This is a genomic window from Dyella sp., from assembly GCF_035277725.1.
Taxonomy (GTDB): Bacteria; Pseudomonadota; Gammaproteobacteria; order Xanthomonadales; family Rhodanobacteraceae; genus Dyella_B.
The window spans coordinates 1-23538 of sequence record NZ_DATEJY010000188.1; the positions used below are offsets into that span (position 1 = coordinate 1).

Genomic DNA, 23538 nt, shown 5'->3' on the forward strand with positions numbered 1-23538 from the left:
CATCAAACCACTTCCTCCGCAAACGCATACCGCAACTCCCGCGCCAATTCCTGCATCGAGAACGGCTTGGTAATCACCCGCACGCTGTCGTCGAGAATGCCGTTATGGGTGATCGCATCGCGCGGATAGCCGGTCATGTAAAGCACGCGTAGCTTCGGATAAAACGGCCGCACGCTATCGACCAGCTGCTTGCCGTTCTTGCCGGGCATGATGACGTCCGTCAGCAGCAAGGAAATATCCGGATACGTAGCCAGTTTCTGCTGCGCGGCCTCCGCACCGTCGGCGGGAATGGCGGTGTAACCCAGCTCGGTGATGCAGGCCACGACGAACCGGCGCACTTCCTCATCGTCCTCGACCACCAGCACTTTCTTCGAGGTGTTCACGGCAAAGACCATGCTTTCTGCAAACGCTTCGGCATCCTGCTGTGCGGAGGTGCGCGGCAGATACATCTTTACCGTGGTGCCGGCGCCCACTTCGGAATAGATCTGCACGTGGCCGCGCGACTGCTTGATGAAGCCATGCACCTGGCTGAGGCCCAGGCCGGTACCCTGGCCGGGTTCCTTGGTGGTAAAGAAAGGATCGAAGGCGCGGCGGGCCACTTCCGGCGCCATGCCGGTGCCGGTATCGGTGACGGCCACCATCACGTATTGGCCGGGGGTGACCTCGGCGTGGGTGTTGGCAAAGTTCTGGTCGAGATAGGTGTTGGACGTTTCAAGGCTCAGCCGGCCGCCGTTTTTCATCGCGTCGCGGCTGTTTACCGCCAGGTTGAGCAGGGCGCTTTCCAGTTGCGGGCGATCAATGAAAACACGCCACAAGCCCGGCGCCAGCGTGGTGTTGATGGTGATGTCTTCGCCCAGCGTGCGCTGCAGGATCATCAGCATGCTGCGTACGCAATCGTTGACGTCGATGGATTTGGGCCGCAGCGGTTGCATGCGCGAAAAGGCGAGCAGGCGCTTGGTCAGGTCGGCGCCGCGATTGGCGGCGTTCAACGCCCGCGATATCGCCTCCCGCAAAGCGTCGTCCGTTCGGTTCGTCTGGCGCATGCCTATTTCGAGATTGCCCACGATGATGGCCAGCATGTTGTTGAAGTCGTGCGCCATGCCGCCGGTAAGCTGGCCCAGGGCTTCCATTTTCTGCACTTGCCGCAGCCGCATCTCGGCGGTTTCGCGATGCTGGATCTGTTCTTCCAGCGCGTGGTTTTTTTCCTCGATCGCTTGCTGGCGGGCGGTACCTTCCCGGCGCACGCGGTAGGCAAGCAGGCAGGCCAGCAACACGGAAAACAGTGTCGCCGCGAGCAGTATCAGCCGGGTGTGGCGCGCGGCCGTGAGCCGCTGTTCGAGCAGCGCGGATTCGTTTTGATCCATCTGGCGCGTGAGCGCTTGGATGTCCTGCATCCATTGCAGGCCCATGTCCGTCTTGACCATCTCCAGCGCCGTCTCGCGCTGGCCCTGCGTGTTGAGTTGTACGGTCTGCTGCAGCTCGTCCAGCTTGTGCTCGATCAGTGGCCGCAGCTTGCCGAGCAAGGCTTGCTGCGCGGCATTGTCGGAGATGAGTGAAGACAGCAGCGATTCCGTGGCGGCAAGGTTCGATCGTGCCCGGCTGTAGGGTTCCAGATAACGCGCATCGTGCGTCAGCAGAAAGCCGCGTTGCCCTGTTTCCGCATCGCGCACGTCGCTGTAGAGCTGCACCAGGGTTTCGCGCACGTGCAGGGTATGGGCCACCCACGAGTCGGCCCGCTCGCTGCTGATGGTGGCGAAGGTCGCCAGCGCGCAAGCGACAAGCAGCAAGACAAAGCCGGCGCGGATCTGCAATTCGCCTTGGTTTTGCCCCTTCCACCACACCATTCGAAAGCCCCTGTACGATCGAGTACTGCCAAGAAAACCGCATCGTAGGTCTAATATTGTGAAGCGTTTGCGGCGATGTCCAACTGCGGCGCAGCATGCTGGCGCGACCTCCAGGAGAAGGCACCTTGAAGCAGGCACGTGAATTAGTGAAGGCGGCGGATATCGCCGCGATGAGCGCCACCCGTTCGGTGCATACCTTGAACCCCAACGCCATCCGGCACAAAAAGCCGGTGGGTGACATGACCGGTTTGACGCAGTTGGGTGCGCTGGTCATCACGCTGATGCCGGGGCACGAATCAGCGGAATATCACCGGCATCACTACGAAGAAGAGTGTGTGTACATGCTCTCCGGCCACGGCGAGGCGCACATCGACGAACAGGTTTATGCCGTAGGCCCCGGCGATTTTCTGGGGTTCCCGCGCAAAGGTCCGGCGCATGTCATCGTCAATACGGGTAGCGAACCGTTGGTGTTTCTAGTGGTGGGGCAGCGCTTGGAACAAGACGTGTGCGACTACCCGCGCAAAGGCGTGCGGCTATACGTAGCGGGCGAGCACGAGAGCTACGTGGATCTTTGAACGGATCAGTTGCTGCACGAGGCGTGGATGGCGTTCCGCATCACCAGCATGGCCATCATGGCGAGAATCTGCTGTCCGGTTGCGTGCGGATGCAGCAGCAGGAACCGATTGCTGTAGGGCCCCGCGGGACGGCGCGCGGCGGCGGTGCACACCTTGCCGTCGCCGGACGCCAGCGCAGGCGTCAGCGGGTGCCGGGGATCCCATAATTGTCGGCGCACCACCCCATGTTGAGGGCCGCCGGCGATCAGACATTCGACGATCTGTTCCATATGTCCACCCTGTGAGCGCAACGGGCCGCCTTGGCCTTGGTTGGTTGCTGACTAGTAAGCATGTGCCAGGCCATGTTCTTGCGACGAATGTGCGGCGTATCACGTTTTGGCGTGGTGTTGCTGCCAACGAGCGTGAAGGATGCCGGTGGGTGGGCATGAGGAGGCGCGGAACCGGGAAAGCCGGCCCGTATCGCCGGGTGGCCGGGGAGGGTGGGGCGCGTGTCATTACAAGCTTTCGTAAACCAGCCAGGGTTTGCGTTGCAGTAAGTGACGTTTCACGGCAGCGTCCGCGTCACAGTGTCCAGGCGCGTCCTTGTTGATCGATGCAAATGGCGCCATGGCAGGTGAGCCCCGCCGCTCGCTTCGCTCGCACCCCACCCAAACCCTCCCCTGCATGCAGGGGAGGGCCTATTCATGGCGATAACGAGATGCGCGCTAACCACCTCATTGATGCTGCACCGCAGTCCGGGAAATACTCGATCGTCGCCGTCGCCAGGTAGCGCCATGACCGAGTTACTTTCACCGGATGCCCTCGCTTCGCAGCAGCTCGACCATGCACTGACCCTGCCGGCCCGTTTCTATACCGACGCCCGCATGCCTGCGCTGGACGCTGCCACGGTATTTGCGCGCAGCTGGCAGCTGGTCTGCCATCAATCGCAGCTGTCGGGCATCGGCGATCACGTGGTGACCGAGATAGCTGGGCTGCCACTGCTGGTGGTGCGCAGCAACGAGAGCAGCATCCGCGCCTTCCACAACGTGTGCCGGCACCGTGCCGGACCGATCGCCAGTTGCGACGGCCGCGGCGCGCAAAACCTGCGCTGCCGCTATCACGGCTGGACCTATGGCCTGGATGGTGTGCTGCGTGGCGCGCCGGAAATGGGCCGCACGCCGGACTTCAATCCGTCGGATATCCGCCTGCCCGAGGTGCGCGTGCAGGTATGGCAAGGGCTGGTGTTCGTCGCCATTGGCAAAGCGCCATCGTTTGAGGCCTTCGTGGCAGGCATCGATGCACGCCTGGGACCGCATCGCGCGCTGGATGATTATGAATTCCACCATCGCGTGGGTTACGACGTGGCCTGCAATTGGAAGGTCTACGTCGACAATTATCTGGAAGGCTATCACGTGCCGTGCATCCATCCCGGTTTGAACAGCCTGCTCGATTACCGCAGCTACATCACCGAGACGGCCGAGTGGTATTCGTTCCAGTACAGCCCGCTGGAAAGCGGCGACGATCTCTACGGCAGCGGCGAAGCGCTGTATTACTTCCTGTATCCGAACGCCATGCTCAACATTTTGCCGGGCCGATTGCAGACCAACCGTGTGTTGCCGATCGGCGTGGACCGCTGCCGGGTGGAGTTCGATTTCTACTACGCGCCGGATAGCAGCCAAGAAGCGCAGGCGCGGCGAGCAAGAGATATCGAATTCAGCGATGAAGTGCAGGATGAAGACGTCACCATCTGCGAAGACGTGCAGCGCGGCCTGGCGTCCGGCTCCTACGAAGCCGGACGCTTGAATCCGCTGCGCGAAAACGCCGTGCATCATTTCCATGAAATGCTGCGCCGTGCCTACCGCGATTCGCTTGCACACGCATGAGCGGCGCGCGGCGGTCGCTCGGGCTATGGATGCTGATCGCGCTGGTTATCGGAAACATCATCGGCTCGGGCGTGTTCGTCTTGCCCGCAGCACTGGCGCCTTATGGCGCGGCGAGCCTGCTGGGGTGGGGTATCAGCCTGGGCGGCGCGCTGATGCTGGCGCTGGTGTATGCGTGGCTGGCGCAGATCGTGCCCAATCATGGCGGCGCGTATGCGTATGCGCGCCGTGCGTTTGGTAACCACGTCGGCTTTCTGGCGGCGTGGAGTTATTGGGTATGCGTGTGGTCGGCGAACGCGGCGATTGCGGTGGCGTTTGCCGGCAGCCTTGGATCGGTGTGGCCGGCGGCTACCGCCACGCCTTTGCGCAGCGCCTTGTGTGCCTTGGGGGCGTTGTGGATCTGCACCTTCATCAGCCTGTCCGGCGTGCGTGAAGCGGGCTACACCGCCATCGTCACCACCTCGCTCAAACTGGTGCCGCTGATTGTGTTCGGCTTGCTGGGATTGGGCTGGGTGCACGCGAGTGCGTTTCATCCTTTCAATGCCAGCGGCTTGCCGTTGATGAGCGTGGCGTCCTCGGTGGCAGCGCTCACGTTGTGGGCGTTCCTCGGGCTGGAAACCGCCACCGTGCCGACCGGCGTGGTGCGCGATCCGCAACGCACCGTGCCGCGCGCGACGGTGATCGGCATGACGATCGCCGGACTTGCCACCATGCTGGCCTGCACAGTGGTGGTCGGCATGTTGCCCGCCGACGTGTTGCATGCTTCCGCCGCACCGATGGCGGAAGCGGCGCGGCGCACGTGGGGCAATGCGGCGGGTATCGGCATTGGCGTGATCGCCACCATTTCGTGCTTCGGTGCGCTCAACGGCTGGGTATTGCTGCAGGCGCAGACCACGTTGGCACCGGCGCTGGATGGCTTGTTTCCCAAAGCCTTCGCACGGCTGGATGCGCGCGGCACGCCATGGTTCGGTTTGTTGATCAGCAGCATCCTGGCCAGCGCACTGATCGTGTCCAACTACAGCCGCACCTTGGTGGCGTTGTTTACCTTCACCATTCTGCTATCGACGGCGGCAACGCTATTGCCTTATTTGATTACGGTGTTGGCGTGGTGGCGCATCGATACCGCCAGCAGCCGATGGCGGCGGCTGGCTGCAGTGGGTGCGTTGGCTTTCTGCTTGTGGGCGTTGATCGGTACGGGTGCGGAAACCCTGCTGTGGGGTGCCGTGCTGGTGTTGGCCGGCTTGCCGATCTATCTGTGGCAGCGTCGCGGTGCGGCCTCGCAGCCTGAGGCCTGACACGCAGGCTGGGATGAAATCCCAGCATAAGGATTTCCAAGAGCGCTGGGATTTCATCCCAGCCTACGCGGCCATGTCATGCGCCGCTGCAAAACCCAAACATTGCAAACCTGTAATGTTTCAGCGCCATGTGCATGTAACGCCCCTCGTATCCCTGCGAAGTAGACAGTGCCAAGTCGCTCAACCGCACCCGAGGATTCCGATCATGTCCATGAAAACCAAACTCTTCTCCGCACTGGCCCTGGCGGTTTCGGCCAGCTTTTCCGTCGCCGGCACGGCAGCTGCAGCGCCCGTGCACAACGTGGTGCTCGTGCATGGCGCATGGGTTACCGGTGCAGGCTGGAAGCCTGTCTACGACATTCTCGTCAAGGACGGCTACCACGTCACCATTGCGCAACATCCGTTGACCTCATTCGATGCGGACATCACCGCAGTCAAGCGCATTGTCGACATGCAGGATGGACCGACCATTCTTGTCGGCCACAGCTATGGCGGCGCCATCATCACCGACGTGGGCAACGACGCCAAGGTGGCGGGACTGGTCTACATCGCCGCGCATGCACTCGATCAAGGCGAAACCGAAGTCGCCAACGGCAAGCGCTATCCGAGCCTGACCAGCCAGACCAAGGACGTGAAAAAGACCGTCGACGGTTATCTGTATCTCGACCCTGCCAAGTACCCGATGGACTTCGCGGCCGATCTTCCCGCCAAGCAAGCGGCGTTCGAGGCGAACGAACAAGTGCTCACCAACGCCAGCGTGTTCGATACGCCCGCCGGCGATCCGGCATGGAAGCACAAGCCGAGCTGGTATGCCGTCGCCGATGCCGATCGCATCATCAATCCGGAGCTGGAGCGGATGTATGCGGCGCGTGCGCATAGCACCACGATCGACATCAAGAACGGCAGCCATTCCATTTACGAATCACATCCGCAGGAGGTTGCCAAGTTGATTGAAGAGGCTGCGCGGAATGCGTTGGTGGGGAAGTAGGAGTCAGCATCACGGTGATTGCTTCCTCCCTTACGGTCGTAGGGGAGGGCTGAAGTATCCAGCCGCTGGAAACTCTAGCCCGTCATTCCAGCTTTCGCTGGAATGACGGGTGGGGTTCTACGGCGGTGGAGGAAATCTTAGACACATTCAACAAAGCCGGGATTTCATCCCAGCCTACGTGGCATCACGACCACAGTGTTTTTCCGAGGAACGTCAACGTCCGGTCCCACGCCAACTGCGCCCACACCGGATCGTATTGCGTACCAGGAATACGCCCAGGCCCCACCGCCGTTTCGTTCGCAAACGCATGATGCGCAAGATAGCGATGGAACTGCGCATGCACGCCGCTCTCGGCAAACTTCGCTTGCAGCGCATCCACCGCGGTGATGGCAAAGAACTGATCCTGCGTTCCCCAATGCCCAAGCACCGGCACCTTGATGCGCGAGGCATCGATGTATTCCAGCGGCGGCAGGCCGTACCACAGCACGCCCGCCGATAGATCCGGATTCTGGCCCAATGCGAGCAGGGCCAGTGCGCCACCCATGCAGAAGCCCATCACGGCAACTTTGCTGGTGCGCTGCTTGAGATAAGCCGCGGCCGCGGCAATGTCTTGCGAGGCGGCGTCGCCGAAGTTCAAGCCGTCCATCAAGTGATGCGCTTCCTCTTCTTCCACCGTGAATTTGCCGCGATACAGATCAGGCACCAGCGCGAGATAGCCCGATTGCGCCAGCCGGTCGGCCACGCCGCGGATCTGGTCGTTCAAGCCCCACCATTCCTGGATCACCACCACAGCCGGTGCGCCCTCGGGTTTTTCCGGCAGCGCCAGATAACCTTCAAGCCGTTGCCCATCCGGACGTTGCAGGCTCACCATGGATCCGGTGTTTGCGTTCATATCGCTTCCTCGTGGGTGGGTAGATGAAAGGGTAAAGTGTGCTGGTTTGCGGTGACAAAGTTAAGCGTGTGCAAGCGGACTTCATTGCTGATTGGAACGAAGTGCTTGCCCATTGCTACGAGCATGGATTCAAAAAGGTGATCTCTTGCCTGGCCGGGTGAATGTTGACGGCCACGTAGCCACGACGTCGCGCGTAAATCAACCACGCTAAAATGCGCGCTAAAATGCGTATGCTCTCTCACAGGAAAACAAGTTTCCGTGTCGCATTATTCCGGCCCATTGCTTACGCGCGCCATCGCCGAAAGACTGCTGTCCGCGCGCGATGCCGGCCAATCCGAATGGCGCGGCTCCCTCGACTTGGGGCGCTCAAACAAAGACGCCTTGCTGCAAGCAGACGGCTGGCAATGGAACGCGCAGCATTATCCGTACCCGCATAAACTGAAAGACCGCACCATCTACTATTGGGACGGCTCGGACTTCGCACCGGTATCGCGTTTTTCCGGCTCGCTCATCAAGCTGGTACCTACCGAATGGGGTGCGCCGACGTTCGAGATCGACGGCATCAAGATGCTGCCGACCTCCAAGGAATCACCGGTTGACGATGCGCGCCGCAAAGTGGCCCTGGTCGAGCCGCGCGGCAAGACGGTGCTGGATACCTGCGGCGGCCTGGGTTACTTCGCTGCCTGCTGTCTGGAAGCAGGTGTCGCGCGCATCCGTTCGTTCGAGAAAAATCCCGATGTGCTGTGGCTGCGCACGCTCAATCCCTGGTCGCCGGATCCGGATGATTCCGCCAGCGGTGGGCGTTTGGAATTGACCCACGCTGATGTCTTGCAAGCGATCGGCAACGTCGACAACGCGTCGGTGGATGCCGTATTGCACGACCCGCCGCGCTTCGGCATTGCCGGCGACCTTTACTCACAGGCGTTCTACGATCAACTTGCACGCGTGCTTCGCCGCGGTGGCCGCCTGTTCCATTACACCGGTAGCCCGAATAAGCTCACCAGCGACCGCGACGTTCCGCGTGAAGTGGCAAAGCGGTTGGAAAAAGCAGGCTTCAAGGCGCAGTTGGCATTGGATGGCGTACTGGCCACGCGGCGCTAGCCACGTGCCTGTTGTCTATGCCTCGTCCACCAGGCGTGGACGTTGCGGCCAGCACAGTAGGTCATCGCTTGGAAAACAGGGGGCTTCATGACGCCGCAGGACTTCGTATCGCAACTCGGTGCCGAAGTGGTCGACAAGAATTACGCCACCTACCGCAGCCTGCTGTTGAACACCTCCGCGAGCAAGGCGCTGGACCCGTATTGGCAGCGTGTCCTGGTGCTCTTCGGCGAGCTGACGGACGAGCAGCGCGAAGTGCTGCTGGAACTCACCCGCCACGTGACGATCGACGCGGTGGCCAACGTGTTGGGCGTTATCGACGGGACCCTCGAATTGGCGGATGCGGATGATGCGTTTCATCTGACCTACGCCGGCCAGGAGCTGGGCGGCGAATTGCAAGGCACCTTCCTGGAACTGGCCGAGCAAGCCGGGCCGTAAATACGAAAACGCACCCGAGCTTTGCGGATGAGCTTGCCTGCCGGGAGTTCCGCTTTCAGCCGAAAACCGGCGGTTTTACAAATACTTCCTTGCGGGGATGGTAGACGTAGGTTTCTGCGTCAGGTTCTGCCAGGCGGCGAATCTCGAAGAAGCCATGATGAAACTCGCGTTGATCCTGCTTGGCAGTGATTTTGTCAAACGGCAATGGTGGTGGCTCGCCGGCATGGGTCTTGTGTGGGCAGTACTGGGTATCGTCATCTTTGCCGATGCCATGGGTGACATGGCCCATGTCTCGACGCACCCGTTCGGCAGTTTGTTGCTGACGGTCGTCGCGCTCATCGTGTTTCTGTCCGGCACCTGGTTGCTGCGCCGGGCCGTGCGATTGGCGCGACGGCCGCAGCGCGTGTCGATGGCGGTGTTGTTGTCCAGGGATTTGCCTGCAGCGTCATCCACGCTGCGTACGGCGGATTCCACCCAGGTAAGCGGCCTGCTGGTGGTGCATGTGTGGACGCCGATCGGTCCGGCAGGCGCGGCGATTCCGTATCCGCTGCTGGATCGTTACATCGCAGCGGTCGATAGCCATGGGGCGGTAACCACGGGCCATGCCGCGCTGGAGTGCACGCCCGATATCTACGTCAGCCATCATCCAGTGGTTGAGATCGATCGGGCGAATGCGATTGCCAACCATGATGTCGTCGGCACGTTTCAATCGAGCTATGAAGTGGAAGCTGCCGGATGGTGCGATTCGACGGCGCACGTGGTATTCGATCGTTTCGATCGCGCGCGGCTTGCATCGTTTTGGCATGTCTATCGCCAAGACACGACTTATAACCTGACCCGCCGCAACGCTTCGAGCGGCGTTGCGCATTGCCTGGAAGCTGCGCTTGAAGGCAGCCTTGGCGCGGGTGAAACGAGCCTTGTGGCCTACTTCCAGGTGATCTTCAATCCTGAACTTTGGTATGCCGCACAATTGCGGAAGAAGGCAGAAGCGGTGACGTGGACGCCTGCGTTGCTGCTTGACTATGCGCGAACCTTGCAAGCTGCCATGGCGCCGGCTTCGGTGAGCTGGGAAAGTTTTTTTTCAGGTATACGCCGGGCGTGGCGCTATGGCGTGGCGGTGTTTGCGGCAAGTGTTTTTCGGCGCAAACGATGATCATCGGAGCTGACGCTCGCCATTCCGGCGAAGGAGCCCGTGTAGGCTGGGATGAAATCCCAGCAGCGGGAGCCGCAAGCATGCTGGGATTTCATCCCAGTCTACGCGTTTCATCGATGACGCTTGAATAAACCAGGGCATCCCTGACGCTCCTCATTCCGGCCAAGGAAAAAGCTCTAAAGTCGGGACACCGGGGTTGCGCTTTTAACGCCGACTCAAGGTGCCACCACTAAATCCGACTGCAGCGATCGCTGCGCATGCAACTGCCCCGCCAACGCGTGCGCCGCCACCCGAATCTCCGGCATCGCCGTACACTCCCACAAATTGCCACGCAGCAACGAGCCGATCGCGTACAAGCCACGCTGCACGTCACCCGCGGCATTGATCAATTGTCCGTCGGCCTGCGCCAGAACCCCCAAATGCAGCGGATCGGCAATCGCCAAACCATCCTGCAGCAGTCCCGAAAGCAGCGAGTGCTGCGCGAAGCCCACGGCGGTATCCAAGCCCGTGGCCTGCACCACGATATCCGACTGCAGGGTCGTCACCACCTGCCTGGTGCGCGAGCGAACGGTGACGTTCAACGGTCCGTCGCCATCCACGTCCAGCACGCGCGCGGCATACACCTGCAGGCGTCCTTCATCGCGCAGCTGCTGGATGACTTCCGCCGGTTCCGGCGCAAGCCGATGCCGCGATGACTCCCACAGCCAGCGCACATGCCGCAGGAACTGCCGGCGCTGGCGCGGCGTAAAGGCCTGCCAGAGCTTGGCGTTGATCGGCCGCATGCCGTCGATCACGCTGCGCCAGTCCAAGGCCTGATGGGTGCGGAACAAGCGACGGATCTCGGCAAGGATCGGTGCGGGACCGTCGCAGGCCATCAGCCTGGCGTTGAGCTCGGCCTGTTGCGGATAGGCATCGATGGGCAGCGCCGGATGCACGAACGGCAGCAAGCCATGCCGCGAGACGGCGACCAGTTCGATATCCGGCCACCGGATCGAGGCGGTGATCAGCGTATCGACGGCGGTCAATCCTGTGCCGATCACAATCAGCCGGCGTGGCTGGACCGTGCGCTCGCCAAGACGCCACGGATCGAGCACGTATGCACCGCTGGCCAATGCGCGTTCCGACACCGTGCGCAACGGACGCGGCGTGAGCGCACCAAGTGCAAGCACCACTTGATCCGCCGCGATGATCTCGCCGTTATCCAAGGCAATCTCGTAACCGTCGCGCGTGGCGCGCAAGCGGGTGGCGGTAGATGGCGTGATCGCAAAACGACGGTCGCGCTGCTGCGCATGATGCAGGCGCTGCGTCAGTTGCGCCTCGATGTATTCGCCGAACAGCCGGCGCGGCAAGAAATCGGTAGGCCGCGCACCGGCGCGATGACGGCGGCTGTACTGCGCGAAATCTTCGTCCGCATCGACATACAGCCCCATGCCGGCCGCACGGACGTTCAGCAGATGATGATCGTGCGCGGTGCCATAAGCCACGCCGCGTCCGGCGCCTTCGTGGGCCCCCGTCACCCAGTGCACGGTGTCCGGCGCGTCGTGTGCGAGCAGTGCGCCGAATACGGACGCACCTGCCGCGCCGCCACCAATGATTGCGATATTTGCCATGGGGATGGGCCTTTTGTCAGGGAAGGGGATCAGGCGAGCGACGGTTCGCGCGCCGTGGTGTGACACGTCGAAGACCACTGCCCATCCTGCTGATGGAAGCTGCGGTACTGGTTGAGCGCGCCGCCATAGACATGCAGCGAGAGCGCGGGACGGTTGCGCGAATAATTGCGGCAGCGATGCGCGTAATCCGCGTTGGAAAACGCCACGTAGTCACCCACGCCGGCGACCAGCGTGTGCGTGGACGAAAGATGCATCGAAGGTTGCGCGAGGAGCTGGAAGGATTCCACTTCCAAGACGCCATCGAGCACGAACTCCATGCCCCAGAGTTCATCGTGATCGTGGATGGGCGTGGTGTAAGCCGGCGGCCACAGAATCAACAAGGCTTCGTAGCCATGCGCGTTGCCGGTGCCGAGCGGAATGCGGCGATATGCAGAAGGCGAAGCATCAGAAGACAGGTCTGCCGCCCGCGGACAGCCATGCCATGCGGCTACGTGCGCCAGTGCTTCGGCGATTCTGCTTGCATCCGGTGACCCATGTTGTTCGATGCATGCATCGATGGTGGCAAGAACTTGCACGCGCCATGCGGCGGTGGCAGTCGAGAGTGCGTCGTACATCGGTAACCCCAGGTGTTGGCGTACTCGAACTCCAGACAACCATAACGGGCGTTAAAGATGCGCTAGAACATCACGAGCAAATGGCAGGAGGTTATGCGTTTTACGACATACGGTGCTCGGTGTGAATCAAATGTTCAAAAAAATAGTGGGGTGGCGGTGCACTAAGACGTTAATCGTCTTACGTCATAGTGTTATCGAATGAGCGTGGCGGCATCTTGTCAACGGCCGAAACCCTCGCGTTCGTCATTCCGGCGAACGCCGGAATCCAGTAAAAACGATGTGCGCAGCACACGATAAAGGTTTTGTGTGTCTCCGCAGACATCCGCAAATCATGCTGGGGTTCGGCGTTACCTCACCCAACCGACGTGGTTCAAACCGACTTCACTTCACCGCCATCCATGCGCAACATCGACCCCGTCATCCAACGCGCTGCGGGCGACACCAAAAACGCCATCAGCTCTGCAATCTCTTCCGCTGCACCGTAGCGTGCTATGCCGGCTTCGCGCGGAAAACGTTCCATCGCTTCTTCCACCGTCATGCCATGCCGTGGCGCCCAGCGTTCCAGATAGGAACGGCGGCGGCCTGTCATCACCGGCCCTGGCAATACGCTGTTGACCTGCACGCCGTCGTCGATGCCACGATCGGCAAACGCTTTGGCCAACGCGGCGATGGCAGCATTGATGGTGCCGACCGCGGCGTAAGGTGCTTTCGGAAAAATCGCCGAGTTGCCGGAGGTAAACACCACCGCGCCATGGGCGTGTTTCAGCGCAGGCCATGCTTCGATGGTCAAGCGCCGGGCTCCATGCAGCTTGAGCGCCATGCCGTCGTCCCACTGCTCATCGGTCATGTCGAACAGATCGATTTGCGGTACCGCGCCGGCAATGTTGAGCAAGGCATCGATACGATCGAATGCCGCCAGCGTTTGTTCGACGACGACTTTGGCCGCAGTCTTATCCGCCAGATCAAGATCGATGATCAACGCCTTCGCACCTTGCGCTTTGACCGCATCTGCCGTTTCCAGCAGGTGGTCGCGGTTTCGCGCAACGAGCACCAGGGAGGCAAAGTCACGCGCCAGGCGGATGGCGGTGGCGCGGCCGATGCCCTGGCTGGCGCCTGTCACGATGGCAGTGGATGACGGCATGGCGGTGTCCTCAATCAGTCGGCGAGAAATTCACGGATGGCATGCGCGATGTCCTTGGCATGCGTTTCCAATGCGAAATGCCCGGTATCGACGAACTGCACCCGCGCATCGGGGATATCACGCTTGAAGGCTTCCGCACCCGGCGGCAAAAAGAATGGATCGTGCTTGCCCCATACCGCGAGAAAGCGCGGACGATGCGTGCGGAAATACGCCTGGAATGTCGGGTAGAGCGCCACGTTGCTCTGGTAATCGAGAAACAGATCCAACTGGATGTCATGCGCACCGGGCCGCGCAAGATAGTAATTGTCGAGCGCGATACCGTCAGGCGACACCAGCGCTTCATCCGCAACGCCATGCACGTACTGCCAACGCGTGCTTTCCGGCGCCAGGAAGGCGCGCAAAGCATCCCGGTTGGCCTGAGAAGGGTTTTGCCAATAGGCGCGAATCGGATTCCAGCCATCGCTCAAGCCTTCTTCGTAGGCGTTGCCGTTCTGCGAAATGATGGCCGTGACGCGTTCCGGATGTTTCACCGCCAGGCGGAAACCGGTCGGTGCGCCGTAGTCGAACACGTAGACCGCAAAGCGATCGAAGCCAATCACTTCCGTAAAGCGATCGATCACATCCGCAATGTGGTCGAACGTATAGGCGAACTGTTCGCGCGGCGGCATATCCGACAAACCGAAGCCGGGCAGGTCGGGCACCACGATGTGGAAGTCGTTGCTCAATAGCGGAATGAGATCGCGGAACATGTGGCCCGAACTCGGGAAGCCGTGCAGCAAAAGCAATTTGGGTTTATCGGGTGAGCCGGCTTCGCGGTAGAACACCTTCAGGCCGTCGACGTGGGCGTGCTGATAGCGGATGGCAGACATGGCAGTTTTCCTCTGGATCAAAGAAGAGTTTGGGGCAGTGCGAATGCGTCAGTCCTTGCCGTGTTTGATGGCATCCACAATGAGGTTCGCGACCAATGCCGGCGCGGTAACACTCGGCACGTGATCGACGGGATACGACACGATGTGCGCTTGCATGCGCTCGGCGACGAAACGCTGCGTTTGTGTCGGAATCATGTGGTCCTGCTCGGCCAGCAGGTACCAGGACGGCACGCGCTTCCACAGCGGCGCGCCGGCGGGAACGGTGATGGCCGCGGGTGAAATCGGCGGCTGCGTCGCCGCGAGCATCTGCTGTTCTTCGGTCGTCGCATGCTGCGCAAAGGCGGTGGCAAACGCGTCAGCAGGAAGCCGGATCCATCCCTCGCCATCCGGTGCCAGCTGGGGCGTCTCGGCGTCGTGCCCGTAGCGATTGAACACCTCGGCCACGGTCTCGCCCTGGTCTGGCGCAATACCCGCGACGTACACCAACGCCCGTACCTTGCTGCTTTGGCTGGCGCTGATCACGGCGCCGGCATAGGCGTGGCCCACCAGCACGACCGGTCCGTCCACCCGGTCCAGCGCCTGGTCCAGGGCGACGACGTCGTCGGCCAATGAAGAGAGGGGGATGCGGACAGTAACTGTCTTGATGCGGTTTGACCGGAGAATGCTGGCGACCTTGCTCCAGCTTGCCTCGCCGGCCCAGGCGCCGTGGACAAGTACTGCGGTTGATGTGTTGGCGTTCATTTTCCTGCTCCTCGTGACGGGTCGGGGTAGGGCGTCGGGCTGGTTGCGGGTTGATTTTTTTGCTAACCACCTCAACTTCTATTTGGAGGTTATGCCTCGCATAGTAACTTGTCAAGCAATTTTGAGCCGGTTACTGTGCGTTGCCAGGAGGTAGTCCCCATGAGCCAGTCCATGCCCGCGCTTTTCCTGGCCGATGCCACCGGCCTGGATTTCCTCAATTCGGTGGCCACGCCCATCGATACGCCCGTCGATTGGCTGGATGACGGGGAGGGATTGCTCAGCTGGCTCGCGCAAGCGCGGTTGGTGCCGGAAGCGGTGATCAACGAGATGCGTACGCGCGCGCTTCCGGGTGAGCTCGATCGGCTGGCCGATCAGGCGCGGGCCTTGCGCGAGTGGTTTCGGGCGTTCGTGCGTGCGCATAAAGGACACGCATTGCAGGCAGCGCATCTGGCCGAGCTCGAACCTCTCAACCAATTGCTGAAGCGCGATGAGCGTTATGGCGAAATCGTCGCGCAAGCACACGATGAATCGCTTACGCTGAGCTTGATCCAGACGCGCCGCTGGTCGTCGCCGGAAACACTATTGCTGCCGATCGCCGAAGCGATGGCGCAACTGGTCTGCACGGAAGACTTCAGTTATGTCAAAGCCTGCGAAGGGCCGACGTGTACCTTGCTGTTCGCCGACCACACACGCGGGCATGCGCGCCGATGGTGCAGCATGTCGCTGTGCGGCAATCGCGCGAAGCAGGCGGCGCATCGGCATCGCTTGAAGGCGACCCAGAAAAACTGATCCGACTGCGCTATCCATGACCACCGCCATCATGCTTTTTCGCCGCGATCTGCGCTTGCGCGACAATCCGGCGCTGTGCGCGGCATGCGAGACGCATTCGCGCATCCTGCCGGTGTATATCCACGCGGATCACGAAGAAGCACCGTGGCAACCCGGCGGCGCCAGCAAATGGTGGTTGCACCATTCCTTGCAGGCATTGCAGCAGCAACTGCGCGAGCGCGGTGGCAGTCTGCATTTATACAAGGGCGATACCTTGCACGTGCTGCGCGACATCATTCAGCGCAGCGGTGCGGAGGCGGTTTATTGGAATCGTCTTTACGAGCCGGCGGTCATGGCGCGCGATACACGCATCAAGCAGGTGTTGCGTGAGCAAGGCGTGGCTGTGCATAGCCATGCATCGGCGCTATGGCACGAACCCTGGCAGGTCAAGACCAGGCAGGGCGAGCCGTACCGTGTGTTTACGCCTTATTGGCGCAGCCTGCGCCCCAACCTGAGCGTCACGCCGCCACTGTCTGAGCCTGCCGGCGTGACGTGGAAGGCATTGCCGCCAAGCTTGCCATGGGAAGCCTTGGCGTTGCTTCCGCGCATACGCTGGGACAAAGGCTTGGGCGAAACCTGGCGGCCCGGTGTGCAAGGTGCATGGGATGGCGTGGAACTGTTTTGCGACGATGCATTGGCCGATTACGCCACCGGCAGGGATTTGCCGGCGCGGCATGGCACGTCGCGGCTGTCTCCCTATCTGCACTTCGGAGAGATTTCGCCGCGCCAAGTGCTGCATGCCTTGCATCAACACACGCAACGCATCGATCTGCGCCGCCGCCCGGATCTCGAACCCTTCCTGCGCGAACTGGCCTGGCGCGAATTCGCCCATCACTTGCTGTATCACTTTCCGCAGACGCCGACGGAAAACTTCAACGCCAGGTTTGCTGATTTTCCCTGGGCGCCTGACGACGAGCTGCAGTTGCAGCGATGGCAGCAAGGGCGCACCGGTATTCCGCTGGTGGACGCAGGCATGCGCGAACTCTGGCACACGGGTTGGATGCACAACCGTGTGCGCATGGTGGTGGCGAGTCTGCTCACCAAGAACCTGCGCCAGCATTGGCTGCATGGCGCGCGCTGGTTCTGGGACACGCTGGTGGATGCCGACCTCGCCAACAATACGCTGGGCTGGCAGTGGGTAGCGGGTTGCGGCGCCGATGCGGCGCCTTATTTTCGTGTGTTCAATCCGGTGAGCCAGGCGCGAAAGTTCGATCCGGCTGGCGTGTATCTGCGTCGTTGGTTGCCGGAGTTGGAGGATGTATCGATCGATCTGTTGCATGAGCCATGGATCGATCCCAGCATGGTCAAGCGCACGGGCTATCCGTTGCCGATGCTTGATCTGGGAGCGTCGCGGCAGCAGGCATTGGGGGCGTACGCGTCGTGGCGCAGGTTGGGGTGAGCGGAACGCGAACCCCAACATCCCGTGCCATGGCAGGCCATGTTGGGGTTCGGCGGCGCCTCACCCCAACCTGGATTCGGTATCAGGTACCGCTGTTGCGCTTGGGCAACTTCCAATCCGGCCGAATGAAGTGGCAGGTATAGCCATTCGGATAGCGCTCCAGATAATCCTGGTGCTCCGGCTCCGCCTCCCAGAACGGTCCGGCAGGTGCAATCTCGGTGACCACCTTGCCGGGCCAAAGCCCGGATGCATCGACGTCGGCCACGGTGTCTTCGGCGACTTCTTTCTGCTGCTCGTCGTGATAGAAAATGGCTGAGCGGTAGCTCGTGCCGATATCGTTGCCCTGGCGATTTTTGGTGGTCGGATCGTGGATCTGGAAGAAGAACTCCAGTATCTGCCGATAGCTGATGCGCGCCGGATCAAACACGATCTCGATCGCTTCGGCATGCGTGCCGTGGTTGCGGTAAGTAGCGTTGGGCACATCGCCGCCGCTGTAGCCCACGCGCGTAGTGAGTATGCCGGGGTAGCGCCGCAGCAGATCCTGCATGCCCCAGAAGCAGCCGCCGGCCAGGATCGCGGTTTCGGCCACGCTCGCAGTTTCGGTGTCAGTCGTCATGTCGTCGCCCTCGCGTAAGCCGTTGTGGCTGCGCCCTATATCAGGGGTGACGTGCGGCGGATCAAGTGTTGCCGGCTGTCCCGAGGGCAGGCAGGCATTGCTCCATGACTTGTAGCCGCTCTGTTATTCCCGTCCATGGTGCTAACGTACGGCCCCCAATGCGCGTTTGCCGGAGTCTTTCATGTCTCGTGCCACCGCTGCTGTTTCAACAGCTGCCACTCATCGCATGTTTTCACGTCTCGCTTTGGCCATTGCGATGGGACTTGCAGCAAGTAGTGCCGGCGCCCAGCAAACACCCACCGACAACGTGCCTGCGCCGCAGGACAAACCGTATCCCGGCACGGTAACGATCCACGTCGACGCCAACGATACGGCGCAGGGCATTTTCCGTGTGCACGAAACCATTCCAGTGCAGGCCGGTGCATTGACCTTGCTGTATCCGCAGTGGATTCCCGGCGACCACTCGCCCACCGGCCCGATCAACATGCTGGCCGGGCTCAAGCTCACCGCCGACGGCAAGCCGCTGAAGTGGAAGCGCGACGAATACAACGTCTACGCGTTTCACGTCGACGTGCCGGCGGGCGTGTCGAGCATCGATGCCAGCTTCCAATATCTATCGGGCCGCACGGATAGCGAAGGCTTCGAGATCACCGATCGCATGATGGACATGGCATGGAGCAAGGTGCTGCTTTATCCGGCCGGTTATTTCTCGCGCGGCATCATGTTTGCGCCGAGCGTGACCTTCGCGCACGGCTGGCAATTCGGCACGGCGCTGGAAACCGCTTCGCAATCCGGCGACACCACCACCTTCAAGCCGGTGACCTTGAACAACCTGGTCGATTCGCCGATCTACGCCGGCCAGTATTTCAAGCGCGTGGATCTCAATCCCGGCGGTGATGCGCCGGTACATCTGGATATCGTCGCCGACGAGGCCAAATACCTGGCGATAACGCCGGAGCAACTGCAAGCGCATCGCAATCTCGTGACGCAGGCGACCAGGCTGTTCGGCTCGCATCATTACGATCACTACGATTTCCTGTTCTCCTTGTCGGACGTGCTGGCGGGCAACGGGACGGAGCATCATCAATCCAGCGAGAACGGCCTGGGCACCGACTATTTCACGGCATGGAGCGATGCCGCGCCGGATCGCGATCTGCTTGCCCATGAATACACCCATTCATGGAACGGCAAATTCCGCCGCCCGGCCGATTTGTGGACACCCGATTTCAACGTGCCGATGGGCGATTCGCTGCTGTGGGTTTACGAAGGGCAAACCCAGTACTGGGGCTTCGTACTCACTGCGCGCTCCGGCATGTGGTCGGCACAGCAATTCCGCGATGCGCTCGCCATGGTGGCGGCCAACTACGAGCGTAACCGCGAAGGTTTCCAGTGGCGCAGCTTGGAAGACACCACCAACGATCCCACCGCCGCGCGCCGTTCCAGCCTGCCGTACCGCAGCTGGCAGATGAGCGAGGATTACTACAGCGGCGGCCAGATGATGTGGCTGGAAGTGGATGCCAAGCTGCGCGAACTCACGCACGACCATAAATCGCTGGATGATTTCGCCCACGCTTTCTTCGGCGTCGACAACGGCAGCTATATCACCAAGACCTATACCTTTGACGACGTCGTCGCCGCCTTGAACGGCGTGGCGCCGTTCGATTGGGCCAGCTTCTTGCGCGCACGCGTCGACGAACTCAATCCGCCCCTGCAAAACGGCCTTGCCGCCACCGGCTGGAAACTTGTCTATACCGATCAGGAAAGCGCCTACGAAAAGGCATACAACAGCCGCCCGCAGTCGTCGCGGCATATGTACAACTTCGCCTGGTCGATCGGCCTGACGATGGGCGACAACGGCCAGATCAACGACGTGCGCTGGGATGGTCCCGCGTTCAAGGCAGGCATCAGCACCGGCGCCACGCTGGTTGCCGTCAACGGCCAGAATTACTCCACCGACGTGCTGAAAAGTGCGATCACGGAAGCCAAGACCGGCACCGCGCCGATCAAGTTGCTGCTGAAATACCAGGGCGGCTATCGCACCGTAGAGGTGAATTATCACGGCGGCCTGCAATACCCGCACCTGGTGCGCGTCGACGGCACGCCGGATTATCTGGATGAGATTATTGCGCCGCGTAAGTGAGTGTTACGGCGGATGAATAGTTTAAAAAAAGCGCCGGATGGTTTTTCAGCCACCCGGCGTTTTTTGTTTGATGGCTAGGAAGCCATGTAGGCTGGGATGAAATCCCAGCATTGCCATCTGCACGAATGCTGGGATTTTCATCCCAGCCTACGAACTGTCCGGAGAAATTTTCCGCCGATCTTGCAGGAAGGCTAAAACAACGTCATTCCGGCGAAAGCTGGACGTTCTCCGCGCTTCGCGCTACGTCCAGCTTTCGCTGGAATGACGAGTCGATAATGCACATCGCGATAACTCATCAGCCATGTAGGCTGGGATGAAATCCCAGCATTGCCATGCAGACGAAAGCTGGGATTTCATCCCAGCCTACGATCTACGATCCATAACGCGCATCGCGATAACGCCACCAAGCCACCAGGACAGCCATGATCACTCCCACCCGCCGCCCCCAAGTTTGCGTGCTCGGAAGTGCCGAACCCGGTTCCAAGGCTTATGACCTGGCCGGCGCGGCGGGCGAATTGCTCGCCCGGTCGGGGATCACCGTTGTCAGCGGTTGCGGCAGCCCCGCGACCCGCGTTGCCGCACAACGTGCGCAGGCGGCCGGTGGATTGGTCGTCAGCATCATCACGGAGGCCGATATGCCGGCGAGCGACTGGCCGGCGACGGTCGTCATACCCTGTGGCATGGGCGATGCGCGAAATCTGCTGATGGCGCTCGCCGGCGACGCATGCATCGTTATCGGCGGCCGCGCGGGCACCATCTCCGAAGTCTGTCTCGCCTGGCTTCATCACCGGCCGCTGCTGCCGCTCGAAGGCTGCGGCGGCTGGTCGGACGGGCTACTCAAGCACCCGCCCGATGAACGGCAGAATTCCACCATCCTGCCTTGGGATGGCGTGGCATCCCTGGAAACCCGGCTCAATGCCCTGGGCCTGATAAGATGACGATCCAAGCAGCTTGCGACGTCTGCGAAGAACGCCTGTTACGTGAAGGTTGAGTGGGCGGGTGCGAACCCCCACTTCCTTGTCTTGAGTACGTGCCTGCGTTGACGTTCCTCCCGTGCCACGCCTGCAACGAATTGGCCGCCGGGAAGCACTCACCGCTACGCCGGATAACGTGGTCTTTTTCGCCGCCTTCCCTGTGTTGCTGCGGAAATGTCATGCGAATCGACGAACGGCTGCTATCGAGTAACGAGACAAACCTCATGCCTTCTCCCTGTTTGCAAGCTGTTCCTGTGGCGGAAACGCCCGGCATCCGCACGGTCGCACAGCTGCCCATCCATCTGGCCGACGGCCGCGAGGCAGCCAGCACGATCTACAGCTTCCGCGGACTTTCCGACAGCAAGGAGCACTTCGCGCTGCGCTTCGGTGACCGCGATACCGACGCGCCGCTGGTGCGCGTGCATTCCGAATGCATGACAGGCGATGTGCTTGGTTCGGCGCGTTGCGATTGCGGTCCGCAACTGCAGGAGTCGCTGCGTCGCCTGCACGAAGAGGGTGGGTATCTCATCTACTTGCGCCAGGAAGGCCGCGGCATTGGCCTTTACGCCAAGTTGGACGCTTACCGCCTGCAGGAACAGGGACACGACACGTACGCCGCCAACCGCGCTCTGGGCCACGGCGACGACGAACGCGACTACACCGCCGCCGCCGAGATGTTGAAGGCGCTGGGCGTCTCGCGCATCACGCTCATCACCAACAATCCCGACAAGCGCACGCAACTGGAAGCGTTGGGTATCGACGTTGCCGGCGTGCGGCCCACCGGCGTGTTCTCCGGGCGCCACAACTTGCCTTATCTGGAAGCGAAGATTCGCCACACCCGCCACACCATCGTATTGCCGGATGTGGCGGAAGAATCCTGACGCGGCAGCGTATGCGTCATGGATGGCCGAGGCATTGCAGGTTGGGGCTCGCGTTCCGCTCACCCCAACCCACACGGCTCAGCATCAAGGATTGTGAACATCCGTCGCGGCGTGCGCAGCCTGCAAGTTGCTCCAGAACGTTCCGCCATCCTTCAACGGCGGATTCGCCGCACCGAAGTCGAAATAGTCGATGGCGCTTTTGGCGTTTGCGGGCAGATAGTCCCAACCGACCAAGGGTTGCGTACCACCCTGGCGCCAGGTCGGATCGGGATGGTGATCCAGCAATTTGTCCGGCGCGTGGTAGTAAACCAGCGGATGCACGCCCCAGTTGAGATAACCGTAGCTGCCGGTCCAGGTGGGCGGCGTGACGTTCACCGACCAGCCGCCGTGCATGGAGTAGTTGATGCTGCGGATGCGCGCGCCGATGTTGCAGCTATCCAGCCACACGACAATTCCTTCCCACTCATAGCGATGCCCGCCGATACCTGACGGCGGCATGTCCTTGGGCATGAACCACGCATACATGATCGCGCATTCGCCGTAGTAGCTGGCGTAACGCGAATACACTTGGCCGACACTGCTGGTGCACTCGCCGTCCGACGAGCCGGTGGGCTTCAAGCCACCGCTGACATTGCCGTTGGCGTCGACTGCCGGGTAAGGATCGCAGCCCTTGTCGCCGATGGCCAGGCGTGGCTGATAGTACTTCTCAAGTGCCGAGGCGCCGGTGTAGATCGGCTGCACCTGATCATGGCCGATTACGTTGTACGCCAGCACAGCGCTGCTTGCTAACAGGCAGCCCACCGCTGCCAAGTATGGAAAGATCTTGCTTGAACCCATGTCTACTCGCTCCGAGTTAGATGGCTGCAAAGAATAAAGATGCGGGCATCGATGATGTTTCACCTTTGCTGCGTGTTGCGGGTGACGGTCGATCGGATGCCCATCGGTCGACCAGCCATGTCGTTTGCAAACCTCCGACGCTGAGACACCTGTCGTCACGGCAGGCCTTGGTCTCGGCGAAATAAAGTACGCAGCAACGGTGGCAGGCAGATGATTGCCGGATGACGGCGCGCTGGCCTGCAACGACAAGACCGATCGCCGATGCGATGAGCTCGCGAGGCGAAACGCAGCCGTTTTCAGCGCAAATGCAGCTGTCGTTTCAGGCCATGCATTATTACGACGGTGGTGCGCGTGTCGAGCCGGTTACTACTCGCAATACGACTGCGCAAACCCGGTACAAACGAGCCGGCACGGCGTTCTTTAGGAGGTCAGCGCAATATCAACGCGGCTTGGTGTTAACAAGGGGCTGATCGCGGCCGGGCTCCAAAACCACCATGGTGAAGCGAACTTTTTTCTTCCCGCCGCACGCATACGCATGCGCGCAATCCGTGCGAGCGTGGGCGGAGCTTCCCTTGCCGATCTTGCAGCGGGCGCCATCAAGCTCGAGCAGCAATTCCCCTTCCAGCACATGGAACAGTTCCTGGGTGCCGGATGGATGTGCTTGGGCCTGAAACCGCTCGCCAGGATGCAGTTCCCACATCCAGTGTTCCAGCATTTCCGGACCTTCCGAACCGACCAGCAAGCGA

General features: G+C 61.2%; 23 protein-coding genes. 12 read left to right on the forward strand and 11 right to left on the reverse strand.

Going from position 1 to position 23538, the window contains the following annotated elements:
* Nucleotides 1–2: 2 nt before the first annotated feature.
* Nucleotides 3–1844 carry a CHASE3 domain-containing protein gene (locus VJR68_RS16115; RefSeq protein WP_324149360.1) on the reverse strand — a complete coding sequence of 614 codons (1842 nt, stop codon included), beginning with the start codon at nucleotides 1842–1844 and terminating at the stop codon, nucleotides 3–5.
* A 125-nt stretch (nucleotides 1845–1969) separates the two neighbouring features.
* Between VJR68_RS16115 and VJR68_RS16120 the strand changes: the two genes are divergently transcribed.
* On the forward strand, nucleotides 1970–2419 hold the full coding sequence (locus VJR68_RS16120; protein WP_324149362.1) for a cupin domain-containing protein: 450 nt from the start codon (nucleotides 1970–1972) through the stop codon (nucleotides 2417–2419).
* 5 nt (nucleotides 2420–2424) lie between these two features.
* Here VJR68_RS16120 and VJR68_RS16125 read toward each other — a convergent pair whose 3' ends face one another.
* Nucleotides 2425–2688 carry a hypothetical protein gene (locus VJR68_RS16125; RefSeq protein WP_324149364.1) on the reverse strand — a complete coding sequence of 88 codons (264 nt, stop codon included), beginning with the start codon at nucleotides 2686–2688 and terminating at the stop codon, nucleotides 2425–2427.
* Between the two features lie 504 nt (nucleotides 2689–3192).
* On the opposite strand from VJR68_RS16125, the gene VJR68_RS16130 reads away from it, so the two are divergent.
* From VJR68_RS16130 to VJR68_RS16140, 3 genes are all read left to right on the forward strand, one after another.
* Nucleotides 3193–4281, forward strand: a complete 1089-nt coding sequence (locus VJR68_RS16130) for an aromatic ring-hydroxylating oxygenase subunit alpha (protein ID WP_324149366.1) — start codon at nucleotides 3193–3195, stop codon at nucleotides 4279–4281.
* On the forward strand, nucleotides 4278–5573 hold the full coding sequence (locus tag VJR68_RS16135; RefSeq protein WP_324149368.1) for an amino acid permease: 1296 nt from the start codon (nucleotides 4278–4280) through the stop codon (nucleotides 5571–5573). The genes VJR68_RS16130 and VJR68_RS16135 overlap by 4 nt, the downstream gene beginning before the upstream one ends.
* Before the next feature lie 205 nt (nucleotides 5574–5778).
* The gene (locus tag VJR68_RS16140) at nucleotides 5779–6561 is read left to right on the forward strand and encodes an alpha/beta hydrolase (RefSeq protein ID WP_324149370.1); all 783 of its coding nucleotides are present in this window, start codon (nucleotides 5779–5781) and stop codon (nucleotides 6559–6561) included.
* 184 nt (nucleotides 6562–6745) lie between these two features.
* Here the strand turns inward: VJR68_RS16140 and VJR68_RS16145 are convergent, their stop codons facing one another.
* Nucleotides 6746–7453 (reverse strand): dienelactone hydrolase family protein, encoded by a 708-nt coding sequence (locus tag VJR68_RS16145; RefSeq protein ID WP_324149371.1) that lies wholly within the window; start codon nucleotides 7451–7453, stop codon nucleotides 6746–6748.
* A 258-nt stretch (nucleotides 7454–7711) separates the two neighbouring features.
* Here VJR68_RS16145 and VJR68_RS16150 point away from each other — a divergent pair, with 258 nt between their 5' ends.
* The 3 genes from VJR68_RS16150 to VJR68_RS16160 all read left to right on the forward strand — a co-directional run bounded on the left by VJR68_RS16150 (nucleotide 7712) and on the right by VJR68_RS16160 (nucleotide 10142).
* Nucleotides 7712–8554 (forward strand): SAM-dependent methyltransferase, encoded by an 843-nt coding sequence (locus VJR68_RS16150; protein WP_324149374.1) that lies wholly within the window; start codon nucleotides 7712–7714, stop codon nucleotides 8552–8554.
* Nucleotides 8555–8641: 87 nt separating this feature from the next.
* A complete protein-coding gene (locus VJR68_RS16155; protein WP_324149375.1) occupies nucleotides 8642–8989 on the forward strand; it encodes a hypothetical protein in 348 nt (115 codons plus the stop codon).
* 154 nt (nucleotides 8990–9143) lie between these two features.
* A complete protein-coding gene (locus tag VJR68_RS16160) occupies nucleotides 9144–10142 on the forward strand; it encodes a hypothetical protein (protein ID WP_324149377.1) in 999 nt (332 codons plus the stop codon).
* Nucleotides 10143–10357: 215 nt separating this feature from the next.
* On the opposite strand, the gene VJR68_RS16165 is transcribed toward VJR68_RS16160, so the two are convergent.
* The 5 genes from VJR68_RS16165 to VJR68_RS16185 form a co-directional block, all read right to left on the reverse strand.
* Entirely contained in the window at nucleotides 10358–11752 is a 1395-nt protein-coding gene (locus VJR68_RS16165; RefSeq protein ID WP_324149379.1) for an FAD/NAD(P)-binding protein, read from the reverse strand.
* A gap of 29 nt (nucleotides 11753–11781) precedes the next feature.
* Nucleotides 11782–12366 carry a cysteine dioxygenase family protein gene (locus tag VJR68_RS16170; protein WP_324149381.1) on the reverse strand — a complete coding sequence of 195 codons (585 nt, stop codon included), beginning with the start codon at nucleotides 12364–12366 and terminating at the stop codon, nucleotides 11782–11784.
* 370 nt (nucleotides 12367–12736) lie between these two features.
* Entirely contained in the window at nucleotides 12737–13507 is a 771-nt protein-coding gene (locus VJR68_RS16175; protein WP_324149383.1) for an SDR family oxidoreductase, read from the reverse strand.
* Between the two features lie 14 nt (nucleotides 13508–13521).
* Entirely contained in the window at nucleotides 13522–14376 is an 855-nt protein-coding gene (locus tag VJR68_RS16180) for an alpha/beta hydrolase (RefSeq protein ID WP_324149385.1), read from the reverse strand.
* Between the two features lie 48 nt (nucleotides 14377–14424).
* Nucleotides 14425–15117, reverse strand: coding sequence for an alpha/beta hydrolase (locus tag VJR68_RS16185; protein ID WP_324149387.1), 693 nt, complete (start codon nucleotides 15115–15117; stop codon nucleotides 14425–14427).
* 159 nt (nucleotides 15118–15276) lie between these two features.
* Between VJR68_RS16185 and VJR68_RS16190 the strand changes: the two genes are divergently transcribed.
* Nucleotides 15277–15906 (forward strand): CGNR zinc finger domain-containing protein, encoded by a 630-nt coding sequence (locus tag VJR68_RS16190; RefSeq protein WP_324149389.1) that lies wholly within the window; start codon nucleotides 15277–15279, stop codon nucleotides 15904–15906.
* A gap of 16 nt (nucleotides 15907–15922) precedes the next feature.
* Entirely contained in the window at nucleotides 15923–17344 is a 1422-nt protein-coding gene (locus VJR68_RS16195) for a deoxyribodipyrimidine photo-lyase (protein ID WP_324149391.1), read from the forward strand.
* Between the two features lie 82 nt (nucleotides 17345–17426).
* On the opposite strand, the gene msrA is transcribed toward VJR68_RS16195, so the two are convergent.
* Nucleotides 17427–17960: a peptide-methionine (S)-S-oxide reductase MsrA gene (gene msrA, locus VJR68_RS16200; protein WP_324149392.1), complete on the reverse strand. Its 534-nt coding sequence runs from the start codon at nucleotides 17958–17960 to the stop codon at nucleotides 17427–17429.
* Between the two features lie 226 nt (nucleotides 17961–18186).
* Between msrA and VJR68_RS16205 the strand changes: the two genes are divergently transcribed.
* The 3 genes from VJR68_RS16205 (at nucleotide 18187) to VJR68_RS16215 (ending at nucleotide 21955) form a co-directional block, all read left to right on the forward strand.
* Nucleotides 18187–20100: a M61 family metallopeptidase gene (locus VJR68_RS16205; protein WP_414647803.1), complete on the forward strand. Its 1914-nt coding sequence runs from the start codon at nucleotides 18187–18189 to the stop codon at nucleotides 20098–20100.
* 422 nt (nucleotides 20101–20522) lie between these two features.
* Entirely contained in the window at nucleotides 20523–21038 is a 516-nt protein-coding gene (locus tag VJR68_RS16210) for a Rossmann fold nucleotide-binding protein (protein WP_324149396.1), read from the forward strand.
* Nucleotides 21039–21298: 260 nt separating this feature from the next.
* Nucleotides 21299–21955 carry a GTP cyclohydrolase II gene (locus tag VJR68_RS16215; protein ID WP_324149398.1) on the forward strand — a complete coding sequence of 219 codons (657 nt, stop codon included), beginning with the start codon at nucleotides 21299–21301 and terminating at the stop codon, nucleotides 21953–21955.
* Between the two features lie 84 nt (nucleotides 21956–22039).
* Here VJR68_RS16215 and VJR68_RS16220 read toward each other — a convergent pair whose 3' ends face one another.
* Both VJR68_RS16220 and VJR68_RS16225 read right to left on the reverse strand, forming a co-directional pair.
* A complete protein-coding gene (locus VJR68_RS16220) occupies nucleotides 22040–22792 on the reverse strand; it encodes an NPP1 family protein (protein ID WP_324149400.1) in 753 nt (250 codons plus the stop codon).
* Between the two features lie 439 nt (nucleotides 22793–23231).
* On the reverse strand, nucleotides 23232–23538 hold a 307-nt coding region (locus VJR68_RS16225), incomplete at its 5' end, for a cupin domain-containing protein (protein ID WP_324149402.1).

What these genes read in the sequence shown, in the direction of transcription:
- VJR68_RS16115 (WP_324149360.1), bottom strand. Translation starts at nt 1,844, where the DNA reads ATGGTGTGGTGGAAGGGGCAAAACCAAGGCGAATTGCAGATCCGCGCC.
- VJR68_RS16125 (WP_324149364.1), bottom strand. Translation starts at nt 2,688, where the DNA reads ATGGAACAGATCGTCGAATGTCTGATCGCCGGCGGCCCTCAACATGGG.
- VJR68_RS16130 (WP_324149366.1), top strand. Translation starts at nt 3,193, where the DNA reads ATGACCGAGTTACTTTCACCGGATGCCCTCGCTTCGCAGCAGCTCGAC.
- VJR68_RS16135 (WP_324149368.1), top strand. Translation starts at nt 4,278, where the DNA reads ATGAGCGGCGCGCGGCGGTCGCTCGGGCTATGGATGCTGATCGCGCTG.
- VJR68_RS16140 (WP_324149370.1), top strand. Translation starts at nt 5,779, where the DNA reads ATGTCCATGAAAACCAAACTCTTCTCCGCACTGGCCCTGGCGGTTTCG.
- VJR68_RS16145 (WP_324149371.1), bottom strand. Translation starts at nt 7,453, where the DNA reads ATGAACGCAAACACCGGATCCATGGTGAGCCTGCAACGTCCGGATGGG.
- VJR68_RS16155 (WP_324149375.1), top strand. Translation starts at nt 8,642, where the DNA reads ATGACGCCGCAGGACTTCGTATCGCAACTCGGTGCCGAAGTGGTCGAC.
- VJR68_RS16160 (WP_324149377.1), top strand. Translation starts at nt 9,144, where the DNA reads ATGATGAAACTCGCGTTGATCCTGCTTGGCAGTGATTTTGTCAAACGG.
- VJR68_RS16165 (WP_324149379.1), bottom strand. Translation starts at nt 11,752, where the DNA reads ATGGCAAATATCGCAATCATTGGTGGCGGCGCGGCAGGTGCGTCCGTA.
- VJR68_RS16170 (WP_324149381.1), bottom strand. Translation starts at nt 12,366, where the DNA reads ATGTACGACGCACTCTCGACTGCCACCGCCGCATGGCGCGTGCAAGTT.
- VJR68_RS16175 (WP_324149383.1), bottom strand. Translation starts at nt 13,507, where the DNA reads ATGCCGTCATCCACTGCCATCGTGACAGGCGCCAGCCAGGGCATCGGC.
- VJR68_RS16180 (WP_324149385.1), bottom strand. Translation starts at nt 14,376, where the DNA reads ATGTCTGCCATCCGCTATCAGCACGCCCACGTCGACGGCCTGAAGGTG.
- VJR68_RS16185 (WP_324149387.1), bottom strand. Translation starts at nt 15,117, where the DNA reads ATGAACGCCAACACATCAACCGCAGTACTTGTCCACGGCGCCTGGGCC.
- VJR68_RS16190 (WP_324149389.1), top strand. Translation starts at nt 15,277, where the DNA reads ATGAGCCAGTCCATGCCCGCGCTTTTCCTGGCCGATGCCACCGGCCTG.
- VJR68_RS16195 (WP_324149391.1), top strand. Translation starts at nt 15,923, where the DNA reads ATGACCACCGCCATCATGCTTTTTCGCCGCGATCTGCGCTTGCGCGAC.
- msrA (WP_324149392.1), bottom strand. Translation starts at nt 17,960, where the DNA reads ATGACGACTGACACCGAAACTGCGAGCGTGGCCGAAACCGCGATCCTG.
- VJR68_RS16205 (WP_414647803.1), top strand. Translation starts at nt 18,187, where the DNA reads ATGTTTTCACGTCTCGCTTTGGCCATTGCGATGGGACTTGCAGCAAGT.
- VJR68_RS16210 (WP_324149396.1), top strand. Translation starts at nt 20,523, where the DNA reads ATGATCACTCCCACCCGCCGCCCCCAAGTTTGCGTGCTCGGAAGTGCC.
- VJR68_RS16215 (WP_324149398.1), top strand. Translation starts at nt 21,299, where the DNA reads ATGCCTTCTCCCTGTTTGCAAGCTGTTCCTGTGGCGGAAACGCCCGGC.
- VJR68_RS16220 (WP_324149400.1), bottom strand. Translation starts at nt 22,792, where the DNA reads ATGGGTTCAAGCAAGATCTTTCCATACTTGGCAGCGGTGGGCTGCCTG.